General features: G+C 36.1%; 22 protein-coding genes. 15 read left to right on the top strand and 7 right to left on the bottom strand.

The annotated features are described in order from the left end of the window. Positions 1–140 precede the first annotated feature (140 nt). Positions 141–860, bottom strand: coding sequence for a 2,3,4,5-tetrahydropyridine-2,6-dicarboxylate N-acetyltransferase (gene dapD / locus GHT08_RS02740; protein ID WP_163579584.1), 720 nt, complete (start codon positions 858–860; stop codon positions 141–143). 69 nt (positions 861–929) lie between these two features. Further along, positions 930–1370: a cyclic-di-AMP-binding protein CbpB gene (gene cbpB, locus GHT08_RS02735; protein WP_153835350.1), complete on the bottom strand. Its 441-nt coding sequence runs from the start codon at positions 1368–1370 to the stop codon at positions 930–932. A gap of 176 nt (positions 1371–1546) precedes the next feature. On the opposite strand from cbpB, the gene GHT08_RS02730 reads away from it, so the two are divergent. The 3 genes from GHT08_RS02730 (at position 1547) to GHT08_RS02720 (ending at position 3519) form a co-directional block, all read left to right on the top strand. Next, positions 1547–2398 (top strand): metallophosphoesterase, encoded by an 852-nt coding sequence (locus GHT08_RS02730; RefSeq protein ID WP_163579583.1) that lies wholly within the window; start codon positions 1547–1549, stop codon positions 2396–2398. 13 nt (positions 2399–2411) lie between these two features. Further along, a complete protein-coding gene (locus GHT08_RS02725) occupies positions 2412–2984 on the top strand; it encodes an SCO family protein (protein WP_163579581.1) in 573 nt (190 codons plus the stop codon). 70 nt (positions 2985–3054) lie between these two features. Continuing rightward, positions 3055–3519, top strand: a complete 465-nt coding sequence (locus GHT08_RS02720) for a YkyB family protein (protein WP_163579578.1) — start codon at positions 3055–3057, stop codon at positions 3517–3519. Between the two features lie 60 nt (positions 3520–3579). Here the strand turns inward: GHT08_RS02720 and GHT08_RS02715 are convergent, their stop codons facing one another. Beyond that, positions 3580–3912 (bottom strand): hypothetical protein, encoded by a 333-nt coding sequence (locus tag GHT08_RS02715; RefSeq protein WP_163579576.1) that lies wholly within the window; start codon positions 3910–3912, stop codon positions 3580–3582. Between the two features lie 108 nt (positions 3913–4020). Here GHT08_RS02715 and GHT08_RS02710 point away from each other — a divergent pair, with 108 nt between their 5' ends. Beyond that, positions 4021–5181, top strand: coding sequence for an aminotransferase A (locus tag GHT08_RS02710; protein ID WP_163579574.1), 1161 nt, complete (start codon positions 4021–4023; stop codon positions 5179–5181). Positions 5182–6008: 827 nt separating this feature from the next. Here GHT08_RS02710 and GHT08_RS02705 read toward each other — a convergent pair. After that, positions 6009–6188, bottom strand: coding sequence for an aspartyl-phosphate phosphatase Spo0E family protein (locus GHT08_RS02705; RefSeq protein ID WP_163579572.1), 180 nt, complete (start codon positions 6186–6188; stop codon positions 6009–6011). An 866-nt stretch (positions 6189–7054) separates the two neighbouring features. On the opposite strand from GHT08_RS02705, the gene GHT08_RS02700 reads away from it, so the two are divergent. The 3 genes from GHT08_RS02700 to GHT08_RS02690 all read left to right on the top strand — a co-directional run bounded on the left by GHT08_RS02700 (position 7055) and on the right by GHT08_RS02690 (position 10144). After that, the gene (locus GHT08_RS02700) at positions 7055–8173 is read left to right on the top strand and encodes a hypothetical protein (protein WP_163579570.1); all 1119 of its coding nucleotides are present in this window, start codon (positions 7055–7057) and stop codon (positions 8171–8173) included. A 16-nt stretch (positions 8174–8189) separates the two neighbouring features. Continuing rightward, a complete protein-coding gene (locus GHT08_RS02695; RefSeq protein WP_163579568.1) occupies positions 8190–9317 on the top strand; it encodes a S1C family serine protease in 1128 nt (375 codons plus the stop codon). Between the two features lie 167 nt (positions 9318–9484). Beyond that, entirely contained in the window at positions 9485–10144 is a 660-nt protein-coding gene (locus GHT08_RS02690; RefSeq protein WP_163579567.1) for a hypothetical protein, read from the top strand. Positions 10145–10240: 96 nt separating this feature from the next. Here GHT08_RS02690 and GHT08_RS02685 read toward each other — a convergent pair whose 3' ends face one another. Then, complete coding sequence (locus GHT08_RS02685) at positions 10241–10687, bottom strand: hypothetical protein (RefSeq protein WP_163579565.1); 447 nt, start codon at positions 10685–10687, stop codon at positions 10241–10243. A gap of 158 nt (positions 10688–10845) precedes the next feature. Between GHT08_RS02685 and GHT08_RS02680 the strand changes: the two genes are divergently transcribed. Genes GHT08_RS02680 through spoVAE form a run of 4 tightly spaced genes read left to right on the top strand, consistent with a single transcriptional unit; the run spans position 10846 to position 13145 of the window. Next, entirely contained in the window at positions 10846–11304 is a 459-nt protein-coding gene (locus tag GHT08_RS02680; RefSeq protein ID WP_163579563.1) for a YhcN/YlaJ family sporulation lipoprotein, read from the top strand. A 13-nt stretch (positions 11305–11317) separates the two neighbouring features. Beyond that, positions 11318–11773 (top strand): stage V sporulation protein AC, encoded by a 456-nt coding sequence (gene spoVAC, locus GHT08_RS02675; RefSeq protein WP_018932843.1) that lies wholly within the window; start codon positions 11318–11320, stop codon positions 11771–11773. Beyond that, on the top strand, positions 11773–12777 hold the full coding sequence (spoVAD, locus tag GHT08_RS02670) for a stage V sporulation protein AD (protein ID WP_163579561.1): 1005 nt from the start codon (positions 11773–11775) through the stop codon (positions 12775–12777). Before spoVAC ends, spoVAD begins: the two co-directional genes overlap by 1 nt. Positions 12778–12794: 17 nt before the next feature. After that, positions 12795–13145: a stage V sporulation protein AE gene (gene spoVAE / locus GHT08_RS02665; RefSeq protein ID WP_163579560.1), complete on the top strand. Its 351-nt coding sequence runs from the start codon at positions 12795–12797 to the stop codon at positions 13143–13145. Positions 13146–13434: 289 nt separating this feature from the next. Here spoVAE and GHT08_RS02660 read toward each other — a convergent pair whose 3' ends face one another. Continuing rightward, a complete protein-coding gene (locus GHT08_RS02660) occupies positions 13435–14412 on the bottom strand; it encodes a zinc-binding dehydrogenase (RefSeq protein WP_163579558.1) in 978 nt (325 codons plus the stop codon). 1 nt (position 14413) lies between these two features. Beyond that, positions 14414–14887: a DUF6884 domain-containing protein gene (locus GHT08_RS02655; protein ID WP_163579556.1), complete on the bottom strand. Its 474-nt coding sequence runs from the start codon at positions 14885–14887 to the stop codon at positions 14414–14416. Positions 14888–15552: 665 nt separating this feature from the next. Here GHT08_RS02655 and ilvB point away from each other — a divergent pair. Genes ilvB through GHT08_RS02635 form a run of 4 tightly spaced genes read left to right on the top strand, consistent with a single transcriptional unit; the run spans position 15553 to position 20400 of the window. Further along, complete coding sequence (gene ilvB, locus GHT08_RS02650; RefSeq protein WP_163579554.1) at positions 15553–17286, top strand: biosynthetic-type acetolactate synthase large subunit; 1734 nt, start codon at positions 15553–15555, stop codon at positions 17284–17286. After that, entirely contained in the window at positions 17283–17801 is a 519-nt protein-coding gene (gene ilvN, locus GHT08_RS02645; RefSeq protein ID WP_163579552.1) for an acetolactate synthase small subunit, read from the top strand. The genes ilvB and ilvN overlap by 4 nt, the downstream gene beginning before the upstream one ends. Before the next feature lie 57 nt (positions 17802–17858). Next, on the top strand, positions 17859–18890 hold the full coding sequence (gene ilvC / locus GHT08_RS02640) for a ketol-acid reductoisomerase (RefSeq protein WP_163579546.1): 1032 nt from the start codon (positions 17859–17861) through the stop codon (positions 18888–18890). After that, complete coding sequence (locus GHT08_RS02635) at positions 18877–20400, top strand: 2-isopropylmalate synthase (RefSeq protein ID WP_163579544.1); 1524 nt, start codon at positions 18877–18879, stop codon at positions 20398–20400. The genes ilvC and GHT08_RS02635 overlap by 14 nt, the downstream gene beginning before the upstream one ends. Positions 20401–20415 lie beyond the last annotated feature (15 nt).

The raw sequence follows: 20415 nt of genomic DNA, 5'->3' as shown, positions 1-20415 counted from the left end.
AAATGAGGTTTTCTCACTTTAATGATGAGTGCTCACATACGCTCCGGCAGAATACTACGCAGTTTATAAATTTCGTATTATGTTGCATTCTTCTTCTTAAAAAAGACAGGATCTACATGACCCTGTCTTTTTACGAGATATTAATCATCTAATTTTCGTAATGCTTCCATAATTTCAGTTTTTGATTTTGTTTGGTCATCGATTTCTTTAATAACTTTTGCCGGAGTACCAGCCACTACAGTGTTTGGTGGTACATCCTTTGTCACAATCGCGCCTGCTGCAACAACTGCTCCTTCACCTACACGAACACCTTCAAGTACTACAGCATTCGCACCGATTACCACACCATCTTCAATAATTACTGGTTGTGCTGAAGGTGGCTCAATAACACCTGCTAATACTGCGCCAGCTCCAACGTGACAATTCTTACCTACTGTTGCACGACCACCTAATGATGCATTCATATCGATCATTGTTCCTTCACCTATAACAGAACCGATATTGATCATCGCACCAAACATAATAACAGCACCATCACCGATTTCCACTTGTTCACGAATGATCGCACCTGGCTCGATACGTGCATTAATATCTTTCATATCTAATAGTGGGATCGCTGAATTACGACGATCATTTTCCACAACATGATCAGTAATGTTATCACTATATGTATCAAGTAATTCTTTTACTTCTTTCCATTCACCAAAAATAACGCCATTCGTATCGTTTAAGAAAGTCTGGATTGACCCTGTTGCTTCAATCGTATCCAACCCTGTACCTTTCACATATACTTTTACAGGTGTTGATTTTTTACTGTTTGAAATAAATGAGATTATCTCATGTGCATCCATTTGCTTCATTGTTTTCTTCCTCCAATATTTGTTGTTTTTATAAATGTAACAAAAAATAATTTACTTTTACAAGTATTATTATTTTTGCGCATACATTGATTTGTTAACCTCTTTTAAAATAGCACGCCTTGTCAAAATACCAAGAAAATATCCCTCTTCGTCTACAACACATGCAAAAGCATGATTGATAACGACTTTTAGACATGTTAAAAAATCGGTATCCATTGTTAAAGTTGGTTGCTCAACTTGCATAACAGCTTCTACTTTTGTCTCTGCTAGTTTCTCCATCTCGAACCGTTCCATTCCCATTACACTTTTTAAAATCGGTGTTTTGGCAATCGTACCTTTGAATTTATAGTCTAAGTCCAATACCGGAACAGATGAATAACCTGATTCAACTAATACTAGTAAAGCATGCTCTACAGGATTACCTACTTGAACATGTGCCACCTTTTCTGCTGGTATCATCAAATCCTCTACAGTCAAATCAGTTAATGATTTTTTTAATAAGCTTGACATATGGGACACTCCTTTTTCTCTTTGGTGAAGGAGCTATTATGACATCACCTCTACTATTTTAACATAAATTTTAAAAATTTGTGTAATGTATCGCATGGATATCATATTTGCTTCACCCCATGCTATAATGGAATACATAAATTATTATGGCTGTAAGGGAAAGGGCTTTAAACTGTATGAACCGTCGAACTTTTTTAAAACGTTTATTTGGAGGTATCATTACACTATTTGGGCTTAGTGGTGGTACTTATTATTATGCGAGAGAAATAGAACCTAATATGTTGGATGTACACGATGTTGATATTTATTCATCTAAAACTCCTTCTGCATTTGAAGGATACAAAATACTACAATTCAGTGATACTCATATTGGTTTTCAATATACAATTGATCAACTAGAAGAATTAGTAGTTAAAATAAATCAATTAGAACCGGACCTGATTGTGTTTACTGGCGATTTAATAGATAACCCACGTACATATCATATCGACGAAAGATTAATATCCACACTAGGTAGCCTGAAAGCAAGAGATGGGAAGTTTTGGATATACGGTAACCATGACCATGGTGGTTATGGAACAGATATATTAATGGATGTTTTTCAGCAGAGTGGTTTTGAATTGTTACAAAATGGACACAGACAGATTGATAAAAATGGTGATATGATTTATTTAGCTGGTCTAGATGATGCATTATTAGGGAGACCTGACATCAAACAAGCATTAGATGGAATTAGTAATGAACAGCTAACCATTTTGCTTGCACATGAACCAGACTATGCAGATGTAACAAAAGACTATCCGGTTGATATTCAGTTATCGGGCCATAGTCACGGTGGACAAGTGCAGATACCTTTTATAGGGTATATTTACACTCCTCACTTAGCACAAAAATACGTAGAAGGCACCTATGAAATCGGCAGTAATCCTTTGCAGTTGTTTGTGAGTCGCGGAGTGGGAACTACCAGATTACCGTACCGATTTTTCTGTAAACCTGAAATTACGATGTATCAATTAAAGAAAGAATAAACGAGGTGAAGGTATGAAACGCAATGTAATACTTATGATGTTTATTGCACTTATATTAGCTGGCTGTGCAGATTCGAATAAATATGAAGGTGATTTTTCTATTGAAGTAGAAGATTTTACCTTTACAAATCAAGATGGAGAAGAATTTTCGAAGAGTAATTTAGACGGAAAATTTTGGGTCGCGAATATGATATTTACTAACTGTAATACCATTTGTCCATCAATGACTGCTAATATGGCCAGACTCCAGGGTCTTTTAGAGGATGAAAATATAGATGCTGAACTGGTATCCTTTAGTGTTGATCCAACTAATGACTCACCAGAGATATTAACGGAATATATTGAGGAACGTGGTGGTACATTGGATAATTGGCACGCGCTAACAGGTTACACTGATGAAGAAATCAGCCAATTTGCCTCTAATTCCTTTAAAGCATTCATAGAAAACCCTGAAAATGAAGATCAGGTAGTTCACACCAGTCAATTCTATCTAGTAACACCAGATGGCAATGCTATTAAAAAATATACTGGAGATCAAGCAGACAATATGCAAAAAATAGTTGAAGATATTCAAGCAATGAATTAAAGTAACAAGTAGAAGGGTTGATCTCCTTCTACTTTTCTTATGATGTGAAATTTGGAAAGAAGGTGATGAAATGAAGGATTCAGATGAAGAGATTGAAAAAATTGGACAAGCATTATTTATTGTTAATCGACATGCCAAGACGGCGCCAGATCCTACTCAATTATACCGCTTGAAAAATGAAACGATGAAAAAACTTATTAAAGAAAATAAGGCAATAAAAGTTGGATTGCATTTTTCAAACAATCCGAAGCAAAGTCGCCAACATTCGGTATTACTTGTTCAAGTCGGTAATTACTACTTTCACACTCCTCCTAATAAAGAGGACATGGATACGTTACCCCACCTTGGTCAATTAAATGATAGCTATCGAAATCAAAAGCCTACTCTCTCATTAAACAAGGCAAAAGCAATCCTAGTTGAATATTTAGACTGGTCTGTTCCAAAGCCAGCAAAAAGGTATAATCCCAACTATAAACCCTTTTTACAGCAAACCTCTTCACTTTCCCCTTTTTTTCACAAAAGAAAACGCCGATAATACTATTCCTATCACAAACAGGAAGATATGCGTATCTTCCTGTACATTTCTATCCATACATTAGTTTGAATAGGGTTGATTTTTTTTCATGATAGAGAAACTTCTTTTTATACTTACAATAATAGAGAAGATTAATACTCCATACAGAACATATTTCCAATCTGGTACATCGATAAATTCGGATACAAGTAAGAACATGATTAATACCACAATCATATAAGTTATGAAAGTGTTCCACTCTAAAGCTATAACGAACTTCACAAAAGGTTTGCATACATAATACAGAATAATTAATCCAGTTACGATATAAAGTACAAAAAACAATTCAGTCTGCATCGTTAATAAAAGAAAATCACTTATTCTTACAATCTCTTTCCAAAGGTCTTCAGCCACTATGTGTCCCTCCTTTTCATTTTATGATAAAATAATGCTAGCTTTTATAATTAGTATTATTTCCAAAGATTGTACTAGTTATAAGCGGAAATGAAGGAGGCATACATTTTGGAATCATTCATTAATGAGCAAGTGAAAGGTATTGAAATATCTGGAATCAGACAATTTTTTAATATGGTGGGGAATAAAAACGATATTCTATCATTAACCATTGGTCAACCTGATTTCCCTACCCCTTCCCATGTTAAAGAAAAAACAAAGGAAGCAATTGATCAAAATCAAACTACGTATACCCATAATGCAGGTATTTTATCTTTAAGAGAAGCAATAGCTTCATTTATAAAAACGAACTATCAACTAGAGTATGATCCTAATAATGAAATCATTGTTACTGTCGGAGCATCCCAAGCTATTGATATTACCCTTAGAACTATTTTAATGAAAGGTGATGAAGTACTCTTACCTGGGCCAGTCTATCCTGGTTATGAACCATTAGTGAAATTAGCAGGCGGAATACCAACGTTTATCGATACTCGCCAATCCAATTTCAAATTAACAGCTGACCTGATAGAAAAATCTATTACGCCTAATACAAAGGCTGTCATTATCCCTTACCCTTCCAACCCTACAGGTGTGACGCTTACAAAGGATGAATTAATAGATATAGCAACAGTTGTTGAAAAGCATAATATCTTTTTGATTGCAGACGAAATATACAGCGAATTAGTTTATGATCAAAACCACTATTCTATTGGATGCTTTCAAGCTATTCGTGATAAAGTAATCATTATTAATGGCGTGTCAAAATCACATTCGATGACCGGTTTTCGAATTGGTTATATTCTTGCTGCTAACTGGTTAGCAAAACATATACTGAAAGTTCACCAGTATAATGTATCTTGTGCATCCTCCATTAGCCAGCACGGCGCATTAGAGGCCATTAAGAACGGGCAATATGATCCGATTAAAATGAAAAAAGTATATCAGGAACGAAGAGACTATGTATATCAAAGGCTAAAAGCAATGAATATAAAAACATACTTACCAGATGGCGGATTCTATTTTTTTGTAGATGTTAGCCACCTACAAAAAGATTCTTTCTCATTGGCACTACAATTAGTCGAAGAAGCTAAAGTAGCGCTAGTACCTGGCAGCGCGTTTTCTGAATTTGGTGAAGGCTTTTTGCGTTTGTCCTATGCTTACGATATGGATACATTAACAGAAGGACTAGATCGGATCGAGACGTTTATCTCCAAATTAACAAGTTAGTTAGAAATATTCCATAATAAGAAAAGCACAGAGCGCCCGTTTAAAAACGTAGCGACTGGAACGAATTAACTGAGATAAAGGAATCACGGTAAGCTTGCGAACCGATGATGACTTATCGTAGGGCGATTCGTGAAGTCGCCTAGTTACTGGGCGTTCGGAGCTAGACATCTGCGCAAATTTTATACTTTCTTGTCTGATAAGAAAAACCGGCAAACCGCGTCGGTCCTTTATTAAATGCTAATTGGATTTCGATTACTTTGGTATTAATTATGAAATACGTGAACAGCATGACCACCGCTTCGGCTGCCCACTTCCCTTTCCGTGGGGTTTGCCCTTCAGCTAACTTTTTCGTGCAAAACCCGCTCAAAAAAGTGGATCTTCAGGCCAAACAATTACCACAGGAGTGGAAGGGGGCGGCCTTCGCTAAGTTCTGCTCTACAACTCTAGCATGAAGTAACATTGCTGCTTTCATACTTATGGATAGCGACTCTTGCTCTTATCTATTTTATAAAAGTCAACCTATTACTTCTGACAAGGCTTGCTGCACCTCCTTATAGCGGAGACTAATTACGGAGACTCCTGCGGGAATAGCGCGAGCCGAAAATCCACTTTGTAAAGTGTTTTTCTTTGCAAAGTTAGTTGAGGCCGTGCCCTCGGAAAGCGAAGTAATTAGTCGAAGTGTTGGCAAATACACTTAAAATTTGTCAAAATAACTACTTTGTTTAATACCGTCATTACGCTGATTTTATGCTTTCTTTCCATATCAGCAAACAAAACCCGTTTCAGGGAGTGATTGAAACGGGTTTTCCTTATATATTTATTCATACTCATTCTGTATCTTTATTTTGTGTTTGCTTATAATGCTCATAGTCATTTAATAATTCGTCCAACTCTTGACTAATGTGAAGTGATTCTTTGCTTGTAATACCTTTTTTGAGAGCAACATCGGTCATTTCTTTTCTTAATTCCTCAATCTTACTTATTAAATTTATTGGATACAGTGTCATTTACCGAGTTACCCCCTAAAATAGATTTGTCCGACAGTGCATTTGGTAAACGCTATTGATTATCCCAAAAAAATGATTCCTTGTAAAGCAAACCGCAATATTAGACAAATCTTTCGTATAAGAAAAGATTTTCTCGTAAATCTTTCAACATTTCGACATTTTCCTTGTATGGTATTTTATTATATTATGGAAGGAGTCTGGGTCCAGCAAAAGGACATGGTGCTTTTGGCTATATCAAAATGAAGCTTCTCCATCCATATGAAATCTGACTTAATAGCTTTGGAAAAAACAATCGAAAATTCAAATATATGTATTTAATATAAAATATTTAAAGATATTTTACAAGTAAAGTACGCATTAAGTTGGTTGTAAATTATGGTGAATTTTGTCTATATGAAGCACAACACCAGAACAGCAATCTGCTTATATTAGACTCAATAAGAAAACCTCAATAGACTGTTCTCTATTGAGGTTTTCTTATTTCTGCATTATTTTACACGATCAAAAATACTATAACCCATACAACCGATTAAAATCACAAAACATAAAATACCAAAAAGATCCACGTTCTACACCTCATTTTTTCAATTCTTCTTTTCTATATTATACCTAATTATCTTATTTTAATAAAGAATATTTTAGTATTTTCTCCCCAAATCCTCTAAAGAATTAAATCGATTCATGCTATAATAAAGTGAGACTTCTATCAGCTGGGGCTTACGAACTGTTAGGACTAAGATTCACATCAGTCATTAGAATTATGGGCCAGCCGTAAGCGCTATGCTATATGAAACCAACTTAGTCAAACTAGAAGGCGAGGAATTATTTTGTCCTTTTGTCCCAATTGTGGTAGTCAGGTTGAAGCAATGGAAACCTTTTGTGTTTCTTGTGGAAAAAGATTACCAGAAGATATAAATAAAAGAAAATTACCAGAGAAACCGTCTAAAAAATGGTGGTTACTCCCTACTGTCTCATTAATACTTGCGAGTTGTATAATTGGCTCCACCTATTTTATTACAAACTATCAATCTAATAAAGCCTTAACTTATTATGATGAAGCAGCTGAGATGGCTCTGATTGGTGATTATCAGCAAGCAATAACATTACTTGAGCGTGCACTGGATTATAAAGATAATTTTCCTGCTGCCGAAGAAGTTATAGAATTTTTAGATGTTGCAATGGAAGTGGAGGAAAATATTAAGCAAGTTGAGACCTTAAATGAACAAAGTAAATTTGCTGAATCATTTAAAATAATTCGAAATTCTGAAGCTGATTTACAAAAATTCAGTGGGGACTTGACCGATCAAATAATAGAAGAAAATCTGGCCACCAAAAATCAAACATTATTAAAACAAGCAACATATAAATTGAATAATGACCCTACTACCAATGAATTAAAGGCTTTATTATGGGAGGTAGAAGATATAACACATGAACAAGTAGCTGAATTACAAGAAGAAGTACACCAAAAGCTAGTGTCCATGACTTATCAAGAGGCTACTGCTTTACTTGAAGACTTTCAGTTTTCTCAGGCTTTACATGTAATTGAAGATACGTTAAAAGTAGTGGAAAGCTCTGAACAATTAGAAAGTTTAAAAACAACGATAAATAAAGAGAAAACAGCTTTCGAATCTGCTCAGGAGCAACGAATCGAACAAGCACTCTCTGCGTTTGAAGAAGAACAAGAGTTAAATGAAAGTCATGCCATAGAACTCATTGATATACAAATACAAGAAGAGAAAGATAACTGGATCATTACTGGTCAACTAAAAAGTGTTGCTACAGTCCCTATTCATTCTATTTTAGTCAGTTATTCTATCCGTGATAAGGACGACAATACTGTTTTAGAAAACGATGTTTATGTATTCCCAGAGACATTATATCCAGATGAAGAGGGTAATTTTGAATTTACTCATTATGACGTCGATACGGACTATGAGCGATTAACACCAAAAGTAGAAGAAGTTACTTGGTACTTAGAATAATCATCGGGGGATTTTTATGTATAAGAAAAGAAAATATATTCCTATTTTTTCGACTGTCATCATACTATTATTAGCAATAATTGCAGCAATTAGTATTTACTTCAGTTTTATGAAACAGCCATTAGAAATAACGAATACTCTAGCTACCAATATTGCAAGTGAGAGTGAAATAAATTTAAAAAATATTATTCATCAATCTCAAAAATCAGTCGTTCAAATTGAAAGCTCCAGTGATGTCAATAAAAAAACAGGTTCAGGTTTTGTAATAAACAATCAAGGTGATATCATTACAAATGCCCATGTAGTAGAGGATGCTGACACCATTATTGTGAAATTAACTAATGCTAGAGAATATCCGGCTGCAATAGTTGGGATCGGAGAGGATCAAGATTTTGCAGTAATACGTGTTCCAGAGCTAAACCAGCTAGAGCCAATAGCACTAGAAACTGATAAACAAGCCGATATCGGTGATGAAATAATCGCAATCGGAAGTCCGATGGGAATTCAGAATAGTGTATCTCTTGGATTGATCGTTGGTAATGATCGATCATTTTCGATTAATGATTATCAATACGATGAAGTGTATCAAATTTCTGCTAACATCACACATGGAAATAGCGGTGGTCCTCTTATTTCCAGAAACAGTGGAAAAGTCATTGGAATTAACTCTGCGGGAATTTCTGATACAGACATTGGATTCAGTATACCAATCTCACAAGTAGCTGAGACCGTTTCAGAATGGACGGAGAATGTACAAGAAGATGAATTAACTATTCTTTCTCCCTCCAAACAAAAAATTAATAAAGAAAAGCTTAAAGAAGACACTCTTTATATTGCTGATTACTTTTTTGATAATATTGAACTAAGAGATTATGTTAACGCCTATTCTTTATTAGGTAGTAAATATCAAAACAGCACGAGTTATACAGACTTCCGTCAATTATTTCAAACACTGATCGATTTAGAGGTTCAAGATAAAACGATTATTGATACTAAAAATGACGAAGTGCATATGGAAGTCAATGTAGAAATAACGATGAGAAATGAGACATACGAAGAAGTCCAAAAATCACGGCAGTATGTGTTAGTAGTTGGGTATGAAAATGACCAACTAAAAATACTTAAATTGCAACAAGCGACATAAAGTGAGACCTCCATTAGTAGGCGGGCTCTTTCCCCTACTGATGGTTAGCAAAACTTATCAGCGTGTTATCGACCGTTATAGCCTACTCTCACCTCTTTGAAACACTACATTCTTTTATGTGGGAAATTACGGAAGGTTAGTACCAAAGATAAAGAGGGGATGCTGTTTTGAAGAAAATAATTATTATTTCACTTATTCTTTTGATCGGATGTAGTAATAAAGAAAGCGAGCCGATGATCACAAAAGAAGATCCTGATCAACCAATAGATGAATTATTAGATCAAGAAGAAACACCTCAGGAAAAAGAAAATCCTGAAGTAGAGTTTATACTAGAAGATGAAATTATAACATTAAATACAGACAATATTACTATACTTGGCGCCTATCTCGACACGGTGGAAAACAAAGATAAAGCTATAGCTAATATGAATCTTGAAAAACTTGAACTGGATCGACTTTATCTACTTTCTTTTAATTGCTCGTCAACAACTTGTTCTTATCTCCTATTAGATAGAAATGAGCCAAACCGTTCATTCCTAATAGATGATTTAGTTTATTTAAAGGAAGCGATCCCAGCTCCTGATCAATCAAAATTAGTCTTTATTTTGGATGAATTTCAAGGGGATACATGGAAAGTATTCAACCTGGAAGCCTGGGATACAGTTGAATTTGAGTCTCCAGTGCCACCTGAAGATATAAGTATTCAATCAGCAGATTGGCTCGATGAAGAATCAATTATTATCAAATATCAGCAGCTGCCAGATGATAATGAACAGGAAATGATCATTACAGAGAAACAAGAACAATTGTTTGATTTAAAAGATTAATTACCACCAAAATTGGAATAAATGCTACATCCACACAAAAACCCGTTTTCATTTATATATGAAACGGGTTTTAAAAAGGGCACTATGTTGAGAAAATTATTCAAAGCTAATCGTTTCCTCTGCTTTAATGTCTACCCTTTCTCCATCAATAAAGAACTGGGTATGGACAAACATTTTATGATCCCCTTTTTCAAGAGCCGGAAAATTCAATGGTTGTTGTGGGTAATACTGATACCCAGGTTTCATCTGTTTGGATATCGGACTACCTGTAAAAGTTGCATTGTCAGCGTTAATAGTAATTTGTGTTAATGGTGTTCTGTGCTGGATCATCATATCTTCTTCCCCAATATATTGAATCGATCGTAACACTTGAAAACCATCACTAGTTGATTCTGCGCGTATATGTACAATAAAATCCTCATATTGTTCTTCAATCTTGACTGTTTCAACTAAAGATGCTTTCTGTAAATCCTTAATAACAAACAGTAGGACAGTCCCAATACAAGCGATTATAGCGATGACAATGGTGTATTTTTTCCACACATGCCATTCCTCCTCGCCATTTTTCTTTTCTTATATATCTTATATAGACGAATTCCCTAAGCGCTTGGTTTCATTTCTTTTACAAATTTTAAATGTATACTTTTTTAAAACTTCTACAAGATATGTATAAGGCTATTCCATTAAAGGGAGGAAATAAGATGAAAGTGTTACATATGTTCACTACTATCATGTGCATCTTAATACTTGCTGCCTGTAATAATCAGGACAATTCCTCTACGACTCAAGGAGATTCATCTGATATTGTCATGTTGAGTTCAGAAACGTCAAATGCACATGAGGAACAGTCTATACCAAGCATAGCACAAACATATTTGGACGACCAGACAAATGATATTGCTTCATACAAAGCAATTCATATGGAAGATCAACTTTTTGTTGCCTTTAATGCAACTCCTCTTAAACAAGCAGTTGAACAAAAAATAGAAAAACGAGTAAAAAAAGACTTAGAAACATTAACGAATATTAAAGAAATTCAAGTAACTTCTGATCAAAAATTTTTCATGGAGTTAACCAAGCTAGAAAATCAACCATTATCAAAGGAAGAAGCTCAAAAAAAATTAAAGAAACTAAAAAAACTGTTGAAAGAGAAAACGTAATGGAGGATATACAATGAAAGATCACCAAACAAATTACAAGGATTATGAAAAAGCCCAAGAACCGAAACGACCATTACTCAAAAACTGTATCAAGGCTTTTTTAATTGGTGGGCTTATTTGTGTCATTGGGCAGGTTATATCAACCATCTATATGTACTTCTTTGACTTCACCGAACAAACTGTTGGTAATCCGACAGTTGCAACATTAATATTTATCACCATGTTACTTACTGGATTTGGAGTTTATGATCGTATTGCTCAATTTGCTGGGGCTGGTACGGCTGTACCTGTAACAGGGTTTGGTAATGCTGTAATTTCTGCTGCAATAGAACACCGTACAGAAGGATTTGTACAAGGTGTTGGTGGAAATATGTTTAAACTTGCTGGTTCTGTAATTCTATTCGGTGTATTTTCTGCATTTATTATAGCTTTAATTAAAACTATTTTTTCTTATTGGAGTGGCGCATAATGATGACAGGTAAACAAACTTGGGTATTTGATACCCCTCCATCCATCATTTCAACAGGAGTAGTTGGAGGACCATTAGAAGAAAAAGGAAATATCCCCAATGACTTTGATTATTTCTATACGGATCAATGGATGGATGAAAAGTCATTTGAACTTGCACATCAACATATGATCGAAGATGCATGTCACTACGCCATTGAAAAAGCGAATTTGGAATTAAGTGACATCCAGTACTTTCTACATGGAGATCTAATTAACCAGTTAACTCCCTCTAACTTTGCGGCTAAAAATTTAGGCACTCCCTATTTAGGTGTATTTAGTGCTTGTGCAACGTCAATGGAAGGATTAGCTATGGCTGCTTTAATAATGGCCCAAATGAAAGCTGATTATGTGATGACTGGTGCAGCAAGTCATACTTCCGCAGTTGAAAGACAATTCCGCTACCCAAATGAATATGGTAGCCAAAAACCCGATACTGCTCAGTTAACTGTAACGGGTGCTGGTATAGCTATTCTTTCAAAGAATGGTACAGGTCCAAAAGTAACATCTGCAACGATTGGAAAAGTTGTGGATAGAGGTTTAAAAGATCCGTTTAATATGGGTGGTGCTATGGCTCCAGCTGCTTATGATACCATTACTAGACATTTGAAGGATCGAAATATTTCTCCTGATTATTATGATTACATCATAACCGGAGATCTCGCTAAAGTTGGCCGTGAAATGTGCTTAGATTTATTCCAACAAGATAATTATCAAATTAACGAAAATCAATTTGTTGATTGCGGGTTAATTATCTATAAATCTGATCAACCTATATTCGCTGGAGCTAGTGGGCCAGCATGTTCGGCAGTGGTTACATATGGCCACTTTATCAATAAGCTGTTAGAAGGAGAATGCAATCGTATTTTAGTTGTTGCTACAGGTGCTTTATTATCCCCACTAACTGTCCAACAAAAACAAACAATTCCGTGTATTGCACATGCAGTATCTATTGAAAATGCTTGAAAAAGAGGTGATTTAGAATGGTTTTTTTATGGTCTTTCATAGTTGGAGGTCTTATCTGTGTAGTCGGTCAGCTATTACTTGATGTAGGGAAACTGACCCCTGGTCATACATTAAGCACATTGGTTGTAGCTGGGGCTATTTTAGATGGGCTAGGGTTATATGAGCCGTTAATTGACTTTGCTGGAGCTGGTGCTACAGTTCCGATCACGAGTTTTGGTAACTCCCTTGTTCACGGTGCATTAGAAGAAGCTGAGAAACACGGATTGATAGGTGTTGTAACAGGTATGTTTGAAGTAACAAGTTCAGGTATTTCTGCAGCAATCATCTTCGGAATGATAGGCGCCATCTTCTTCAAAACAAAGGGCTAGATAAACTATGCAACCCACACCAGTTATAATTATCTGATGCTTGTTAAAAACATTTATTGAGCGGACATTTAGTGCGTTATTTGACGGAAAATCACCCATTTTTCAGTGTTGACGGACATTGAATCCCTTATTTGCTTCCATTCGATAAGAATTAGGATTCTTTTCAATGAATAGCGAAATAAATGTCCACAAATAGCCAAAAAACAGCATTTTTGTCACAAATAACGGAACAAATGTCCGTGCTCAATTAATATTCTACGTGACCTCGCAAAATAGCCCAAATAGCTTTTTACATATAAATATATATTTTGCCTAGCTGCTTTTGTGACTCTAAATGTGTAAATGCTTTATCTATATCAGTCAATGGATATCCTTTATCAAGTAGCGGTTTTATATTATGTTTTTCGATGAAATCAATCAACTCACGTAACTCTTCCCTACTCCCCATTGTCGATCCAATTAGTTTATATTGTCCATAGAAAAAAGAACGCAAATTAAATGTAATCTCATCGTTGGTAGATGAACCAAAAGTAACTATTCTGCCACCTTTTTTAAGTACTTCTAATGACTTGTTAAACGTAGCACCTCCTATACTTTCAATCACCATATCAATCTTTTCATCAGCTAAGACAGTTTTCCAATCTTCATCAGTTAAGATTCCACGATCAAAGCCTAGTTGCTCTGCTTGCTTTAATTTATCATAATCTCTCGAAGAAGTTATCACTTTTGCTCCTACTGCTTTAGCCATCTGGATGATAAAGGATGTTACTCCCCCTCCTACTCCAGGAATAAATAATGTTTCCCCTTCTTTTATTTGTCCTTGTGTAAATAATGCACGATAACCAGTAAGGGCAGATAAGGCAAAAGACCCTGCTTCTTCCCAATTTAAATGAGTTGGTACTCTTTCAACAAAGTCTTCTTTAATAAGGATTTTTTCAGCGAATGTACCATTAAACGGCACTCCCACGATTTCAAAATCTTTCGGTGGTGCCTCTGAATTATTATACCAGTTTAAGCCTGGATTAATAATTACTTCTTCCCCCATTTTAAACCGAGAAGATCCCTCGCCAGCTTTTTCAATCACACCAGCTCCATCAGATCCAAGAATATAAGGTTCTGGTTTACTACCAACACGATCTTTTATTTTCAAATCCCTATGATTTAACCCTGCTGATTTTAAACGTACTAAAACTTGCCCCGCTTTCGGCTCTAGCTCAGGCATATTTACTAATTGATATGTCCCGTTTTGGACAACATATGCTTTCATATTAAGACTCCTCTCTTATAGTATGTAAGGCTTGGTTATTCTCAATGCTATTCTTTAATAATCCTTGCATCTGGCCAATACCCTTTGTTCCTAACAAAGGGTATTGAATTCTATCTGCTTGCTGAAATGTCTGATTAATAATTGGTTGATATTTTTTTCCTGTCAACACAACAATATCGTGAAATATATCAAGCCCCTTTTCCTTTAATTGATTTCGTAATAGATTAACCGATATTACATCTAGATCATTAGGGCGAAATGTGACATCATAGTTACCCGGTACCGTATCATTTGGTAATAACAAACCGTGTTTTCCAGATATAATAACCCAATTTTCGAAATACAATTCAACATATTGACGGCATAAACGATGCAATACACCTATGTAGGCATCTTTGGCTTGAATTGGACCTACATCAGGGTTTTTATCCCATATTTTCTTTTTCCCACAAGGGATAATACACAATTGCGACATGATCATCTCTCCATTCTAACCATTCTATTATATATAACTAATTAGCAGCATGTAAAACACAAAAAAAGATTGTCAGATTAAAATAAGATAACAGCAACATTGTAATCGCTTACGGTTATGGTGCCTCAAAAGAAATGTCAGAAAATTATTAAAAAACGGTTGACCAAACGACTTTTTGGTTGTATTATTGTCGTCAATCAGATATTTCAGAAAATTAAACATTTTTTAAAAAATATCTGTAGACAGGATAGAATCAATCGTATAGTATAAATTATAGAATATATATATAAAGCGTTGACGGGAACAAAGGATTAGGATCATGTATTGAAAGAGAGCCGAGGGTGGTGGAAACTCGGTAATACACCCTTTTCCGAATACTCATCCCAGAGTGCTATGTTGAACAGACTTTCCTAGTAAGCATAGTCAGGTGTTCATACACCTGTTATCAAAATGAAGCTATTTAAAAATGCAGCTTCATAAGGCAATATTTGTAAGAATATTGCGAATCAGGGTGGTACCGTGAAAAGAAAGGCCTTTTCTCCCTTGTTATTTGCTATTTCAGTAGCAAGAACAAGTTAGAAATGGCCTTTTTTCTATATATAATGGAAATGAAATGATTATATTATATTTAATTTTTCAGATTCTAACATTTAGGAGGGATTATAATGGAAAGAATACAGAAGCAAGTACAATCAGCTACAGACTATAATGAACCCAAAACAGGTGCTGATTTACTTGTCGAATCGTTAATTAACGAAGGTGTCGATACATTATTCGGTTACCCAGGCGGAGCAGCTTTGCCTATTTTCGATGCTCTTTATAAAGCTCAGGATGCTTTCGATCAAATCCTAGCTCGACATGAACAAGGTTCCATACATGCAGCAGAAGGTTATGCAAGAGTTTCTGGTAAGCCTGGTGTTGTCGTGGCAACTTCAGGACCTGGTGCAACTAACTTAGTAACTGGTATTGCTGATGCAATGATTGATTCTTTGCCGATGATCATCATTACGGGTCAAGTTGCCCAAGGAGTAATTGGAACGGACGCATTTCAAGAAGTAGATGTAATGGGTGTGACTACGCCAATTACAAAGCATAACTATCAAGTTCGCGATGTTAAAGATTTACCTCGCATCGTCAAAGAGGCGTTTCATATTGCAACAACAGGACGTCCTGGACCAGTATTAATTGATATGCCGAAAGATATATCTGGTGAGGTTATTGAAAAAGAATTCAAACCAAATGTAGAATTGGATCTACCAGGATATCAACCAACAACCAAACCTAATCCATTGCAAACGAAAAAACTTGCTGAAGCGATTGGTAAGGCAAAAAAACCAGTTTTACTAACAGGTGCAGGTATCTTATTTGCAAAAGCTTCTGAGGAAGTCCAAGAGCTTGCTGAAAAGTATTCTTTACCTGTCGCCTCTACTCTGTTAGGTTTAGGAGCATTCCCTGGTGACCATCCATTATTTATGGGAATGGCAGGTATGCACGGGACATACGCTTCCAATACCGCTTTGTATGAATGTGACTTATTAATCAACATTGGAGCAAGGTTTGACGACCGTTTAACCGGTAAATTAACATCCTTTGCTCCGAACGCAACAGTAGCTCACATTGATATTGATCCAGCAGAAATTGGTAAGAACGTTGCTACAGATATACCGATTGTTGGAGATGCCAAGGCAGCAGTACAGAAGCTTTTATCACATGACATCCAACATCCTGAGCATGATGAATGGCTTGTCCGCATTCACGAAAACAAAGAAAGCTATCCACTATGGTTCAATAACCCTGATCAGGAGATGATCGGACAATGGGTTATTAAGAAAGTCCACGAGGCAACCAAAGGAAATGCCATTGTGACAACTGATGTCGGGCAACATCAAATGTGGGCAGCACAATATTACACCTTCACCAAACCCGACAAATGGGTATCATCTGGTGGCTTAGGAACAATGGGATTTGGTTTTCCAGCAGCAATTGGTGCACAGCTTGCTAAGCCTGATGAGACCGTAGTAGCTATTGTCGGTGACGGTGGTTTCCAAATGACGCTTCAGGAATTATCGATACTGCAAGAAAAAGGCTTGCCAGTCAAAGTAATTATTGTAAATAATCAAGCATTAGGAATGGTTAGACAATGGCAGGAAAAATTCTATTCTGAGCGTTATTCACAATCCATCTTTAGCATTCAACCTGATTTTGTTAAGTTAGCAGAATCCTACAATGTTAAAGGATTACAAGTAACAACTCAAGATGAGTTTATTCAAGCATTGCCTGAGATTTTCGATTATGAGGGTCCAGTAGTAGTAGATGCTCGCGTCTTGCAGCAGGAAAATGTATTCCCAATGATAGCACCTGGTACAGGACTAAATGAAATGATTGGGGTGAAACCATGAAACGAATTATAACTGCAACAGTTAGAAATCGCAGTGGCGTATTAAACCGCATAACAAGTCTCTTACAACGACGTCAATTTAACATCGAAAGTATATCTGTTGGCAGAACTGAAACAGAAGGGATGAGTAAAATGACCTTCGTTGTTGAGGTTGAAGATTCACAAAAGTTAGAACAAGTAACGAAACAGCTTAACAAGCAAATAGATGTTATCAAAGTTTCGGATATAACAGATAAAGCTATTGTCGCACGAGAGCTTGCATTGATAAAAATTGTCAGCAACAGCCAATTACGTGCAGAGGTTCAAGGTATTATTGAACCATTCCGAGCTTCGATTATTGATGTAAGTAAAGAAAGCTTATCCATCCAAGTTACTGGTAAGCCAGATAAAGTAGAAGCATTAATTGAACTGCTACGACCATATGGCATTAAAGAATTAGCACGAACAGGCTTAACCGCTTTTGTTCGTGGACAACAGCCCAATACAGATGGCAGTTTTCAATCACTATTAGGTTAATAATAATAATCATATTATTATAAAAAAATAAAATTAATGGAGAGGATGTAGTTTATTATGACTAAAGTACTTTATAACAACAATATTAATGAAGAGGTATTACAATCTAAAAAGATCGCCATTATCGGTTATGGTTCTCAAGGCCATGCACATGCATTGAACTTAAAAGAAAGTGGTTTTGATGTAGTGGTTGGTCTCCGTAAAGGTCGTTCTTGGGATAAAGCGGTAGAAGATGGTGTGGATGTAAAATCTGTAGCAGATGCAGCTAAAGAAGCAGATGTTATTATGATCCTACTTCCTGACGAATATCAGCCATCCATTTATAAAGAGGCAATTGAACCAAACTTAGAAGCTGGAAATGCCCTAGTATTTGCGCATGGATTTAATATTCACTTTAATCAAATCGTACCTCCAGCAGATGTAGATGTATTTCTTGTAGCTCCGAAAGGGCCAGGTCACTTAGTACGTAGAACATATGAAGAAGGTGCTGGTGTACCTGCACTTTATGGTATTTTCCAAGATGCAACAGGTCAAGCAACAGATGTGGCTCTAGCTTATGCAAAAGGAATCGGAGCAGGCCGTGCTGGTATTCTTGAAACAAGTTTCCAAGAAGAAACGGAAACAGATTTATTTGGTGAGCAAGCTGTACTTTGTGGCGGTACTTCTGCTCTTGTAAAAGCTGGTTTCGAAACGCTTGTAGAAGCTGGGTATCAACCAGAAGTTGCCTATTTTGAATGTCTACATGAATTAAAACTAATCGTAGACCTACTTTATGAAGGTGGACTAGAAAACATGCGCCACTCTATTTCTGACACTGCTGAATGGGGTGACTTCATGTCAGGTCCACGTATTGTTGATGAAGATACAAAGGCACGTATGAAAGAAGTATTATCTGACATCCAAACAGGTAAATTTGCTCAGGGGTGGATTCTTGAAAATCAAGCTAACCGTCCTCGTTATGCTGCTATTAAGAAAGCAGAAAGCGAACATCAAATTGAGAAGGTAGGTAGAGAACTGCGTGAATTAATGCCATTTGTTAAGCAAAAGGCTATTAATAAAAAGGAAGTGGTCTCTAATGACTCAAATTAAGATTTTTGATACGACACTTCGTGATGGTGAACAATCACCTGGTGTCAATCTCAATCAGCTAGAAAAATTAGAGCTTGCTAAACAATTAGAACGCTTTGGGGTAGATGTTATGGAAGCAGGGTTCCCTGCTTCCTCCAAAGGCGATTTTGAAGCTGTTAAAAAAATTGCTGAAACAGTGAAGAATGTATCTGTAACTGGTTTAGCTCGTGCAGTTACATCCGATATTGATGCTTGTCGTGATGCTTTACAAAATGCGACTCAACCTAGACTTCACGTTTTTATTGCCACCTCCCCTATTCATATGGAATATAAATTAAAGAAAACTCCAGAAGAAGTGATTGATACAGCCGTCAAAATGGTCACATACGGTAAACAATTTTTTGATCATGTTGAATGGTCTGCAGAGGATGCATCACGTACTGACTTAGATTTCCTGGCAAAGATTATTGAAAAAGTCATTTATGCTGGTGCTACCGTGATTAACTTACCTGATACAGTTGGTTATACTATGCCACGTGAATATGGTGCAATGTTTAAGTATATTAAAGAAAATGTACCAAACATCGATAAAGTTGACCTTTCTTGTCATTGCCATGATGACCTAGGGATGGCTTTGGCTAACTCTATTGCCGCAGTAGAAAATGGTGCTACCCAAGTCGAAGGTACAATTAACGGTATCGGCGAACGTGCAGGAAACGCATCATTGGAAGAGTTTGCTGTAGCGTTAAAAATTCGCAATGATTATTATCCTTATTATACTAATTTAGTTTTAAATGAAATAAAACGCACTAGTGATATGGTAAGTAAATTCACTGGTATGACGGTACCTGGAAACAAAGCGGTTGTTGGCCGAAATGCTTTTGCCCATGAATCTGGCATTCACCAAGATGGTGTATTAAAAAATGCGCAAACGTATGAAATTATTACCCCAGAATTAGTCGGTGTTCATTCTAATAACCTTGTATTAGGTAAGCACTCAGGTCGTCATGCATTTACAGATAAAATTAAGCAGCTTGGTTACGATCTTCCAGAAGACAAAATAAAAGAAGCATTTAAGGCGTTTAAATTATTAACAGACCGCAAAAAAGAAGTCACAGACGATGATTTGTTTGCAATCCTTACTGACATTCAGACAGATACCTCGAATGTGAAACGTTATCAACTGCAAAATTTCCAAGTTCAATATGGTTCGAATGATCAACCAAGTGCGACAGTATCACTTACTACTCCTGGTGATGAGCAAGTAGAAGATACGAGCACAGGATCAGGTAGTGTGGAAGCACTATATAACACTTTAGATCAAATAATAACGGAAGAAACACACCTTACTGATTTTCAACTAAATTCAATTGGTCAAGGTCGAGATGCACTCGCAGAAGTACATGTCAGCTTAACTGTTGATGGAAATACTGTAAGTGGACGCGGTTCCGCACAAGATGTGTTAGAAGCTGCTGTGCAAGCATATCTAAACGGTGTAAACCGAGCTATTTACCAAAAAAAAGCAATCTAAGTCGGTATGTAGGAG

Origin of the sequence: Gracilibacillus saliphilus (assembly GCF_010994085.1) — a bacterium.
Taxonomy (GTDB): Bacteria; Bacillota; Bacilli; order Bacillales; family Amphibacillaceae; genus Gracilibacillus; species Gracilibacillus lacisalsi.
The sequence above is the reverse complement of the archived record's forward strand: the minus strand, read 5'-3'. Positions and strand labels throughout refer to the sequence as shown.

What these genes read in the sequence shown, in the direction of transcription:
- GHT08_RS02725 (WP_163579581.1), top strand. Translation starts at nt 2,412, where the DNA reads ATGAAACGCAATGTAATACTTATGATGTTTATTGCACTTATATTAGCT.
- GHT08_RS02705 (WP_163579572.1), bottom strand. Translation starts at nt 6,188, where the DNA reads ATGACACTGTATCCAATAAATTTAATAAGTAAGATTGAGGAATTAAGA.
- GHT08_RS02660 (WP_163579558.1), bottom strand. Translation starts at nt 14,412, where the DNA reads ATGAAAGCATATGTTGTCCAAAACGGGACATATCAATTAGTAAATATG.
- spoVAE (WP_163579560.1), top strand. Translation starts at nt 12,795, where the DNA reads ATGGTTTTTTTATGGTCTTTCATAGTTGGAGGTCTTATCTGTGTAGTC.
- ilvB (WP_163579554.1), top strand. Translation starts at nt 15,553, where the DNA reads ATGGAAAGAATACAGAAGCAAGTACAATCAGCTACAGACTATAATGAA.
- GHT08_RS02695 (WP_163579568.1), top strand. Translation starts at nt 8,190, where the DNA reads ATGTATAAGAAAAGAAAATATATTCCTATTTTTTCGACTGTCATCATA.
- GHT08_RS02720 (WP_163579578.1), top strand. Translation starts at nt 3,055, where the DNA reads ATGAAGGATTCAGATGAAGAGATTGAAAAAATTGGACAAGCATTATTT.
- ilvC (WP_163579546.1), top strand. Translation starts at nt 17,859, where the DNA reads ATGACTAAAGTACTTTATAACAACAATATTAATGAAGAGGTATTACAA.
- ilvN (WP_163579552.1), top strand. Translation starts at nt 17,283, where the DNA reads ATGAAACGAATTATAACTGCAACAGTTAGAAATCGCAGTGGCGTATTA.
- GHT08_RS02730 (WP_163579583.1), top strand. Translation starts at nt 1,547, where the DNA reads ATGAACCGTCGAACTTTTTTAAAACGTTTATTTGGAGGTATCATTACA.
- spoVAD (WP_163579561.1), top strand. Translation starts at nt 11,773, where the DNA reads ATGATGACAGGTAAACAAACTTGGGTATTTGATACCCCTCCATCCATC.
- dapD (WP_163579584.1), bottom strand. Translation starts at nt 860, where the DNA reads ATGAAGCAAATGGATGCACATGAGATAATCTCATTTATTTCAAACAGT.
- GHT08_RS02635 (WP_163579544.1), top strand. Translation starts at nt 18,877, where the DNA reads ATGACTCAAATTAAGATTTTTGATACGACACTTCGTGATGGTGAACAA.
- spoVAC (WP_018932843.1), top strand. Translation starts at nt 11,318, where the DNA reads ATGAAAGATCACCAAACAAATTACAAGGATTATGAAAAAGCCCAAGAA.
- GHT08_RS02655 (WP_163579556.1), bottom strand. Translation starts at nt 14,887, where the DNA reads ATGTCGCAATTGTGTATTATCCCTTGTGGGAAAAAGAAAATATGGGAT.
- GHT08_RS02700 (WP_163579570.1), top strand. Translation starts at nt 7,055, where the DNA reads ATGGAAACCTTTTGTGTTTCTTGTGGAAAAAGATTACCAGAAGATATA.
- cbpB (WP_153835350.1), bottom strand. Translation starts at nt 1,370, where the DNA reads ATGTCAAGCTTATTAAAAAAATCATTAACTGATTTGACTGTAGAGGAT.
- GHT08_RS02680 (WP_163579563.1), top strand. Translation starts at nt 10,846, where the DNA reads ATGAAAGTGTTACATATGTTCACTACTATCATGTGCATCTTAATACTT.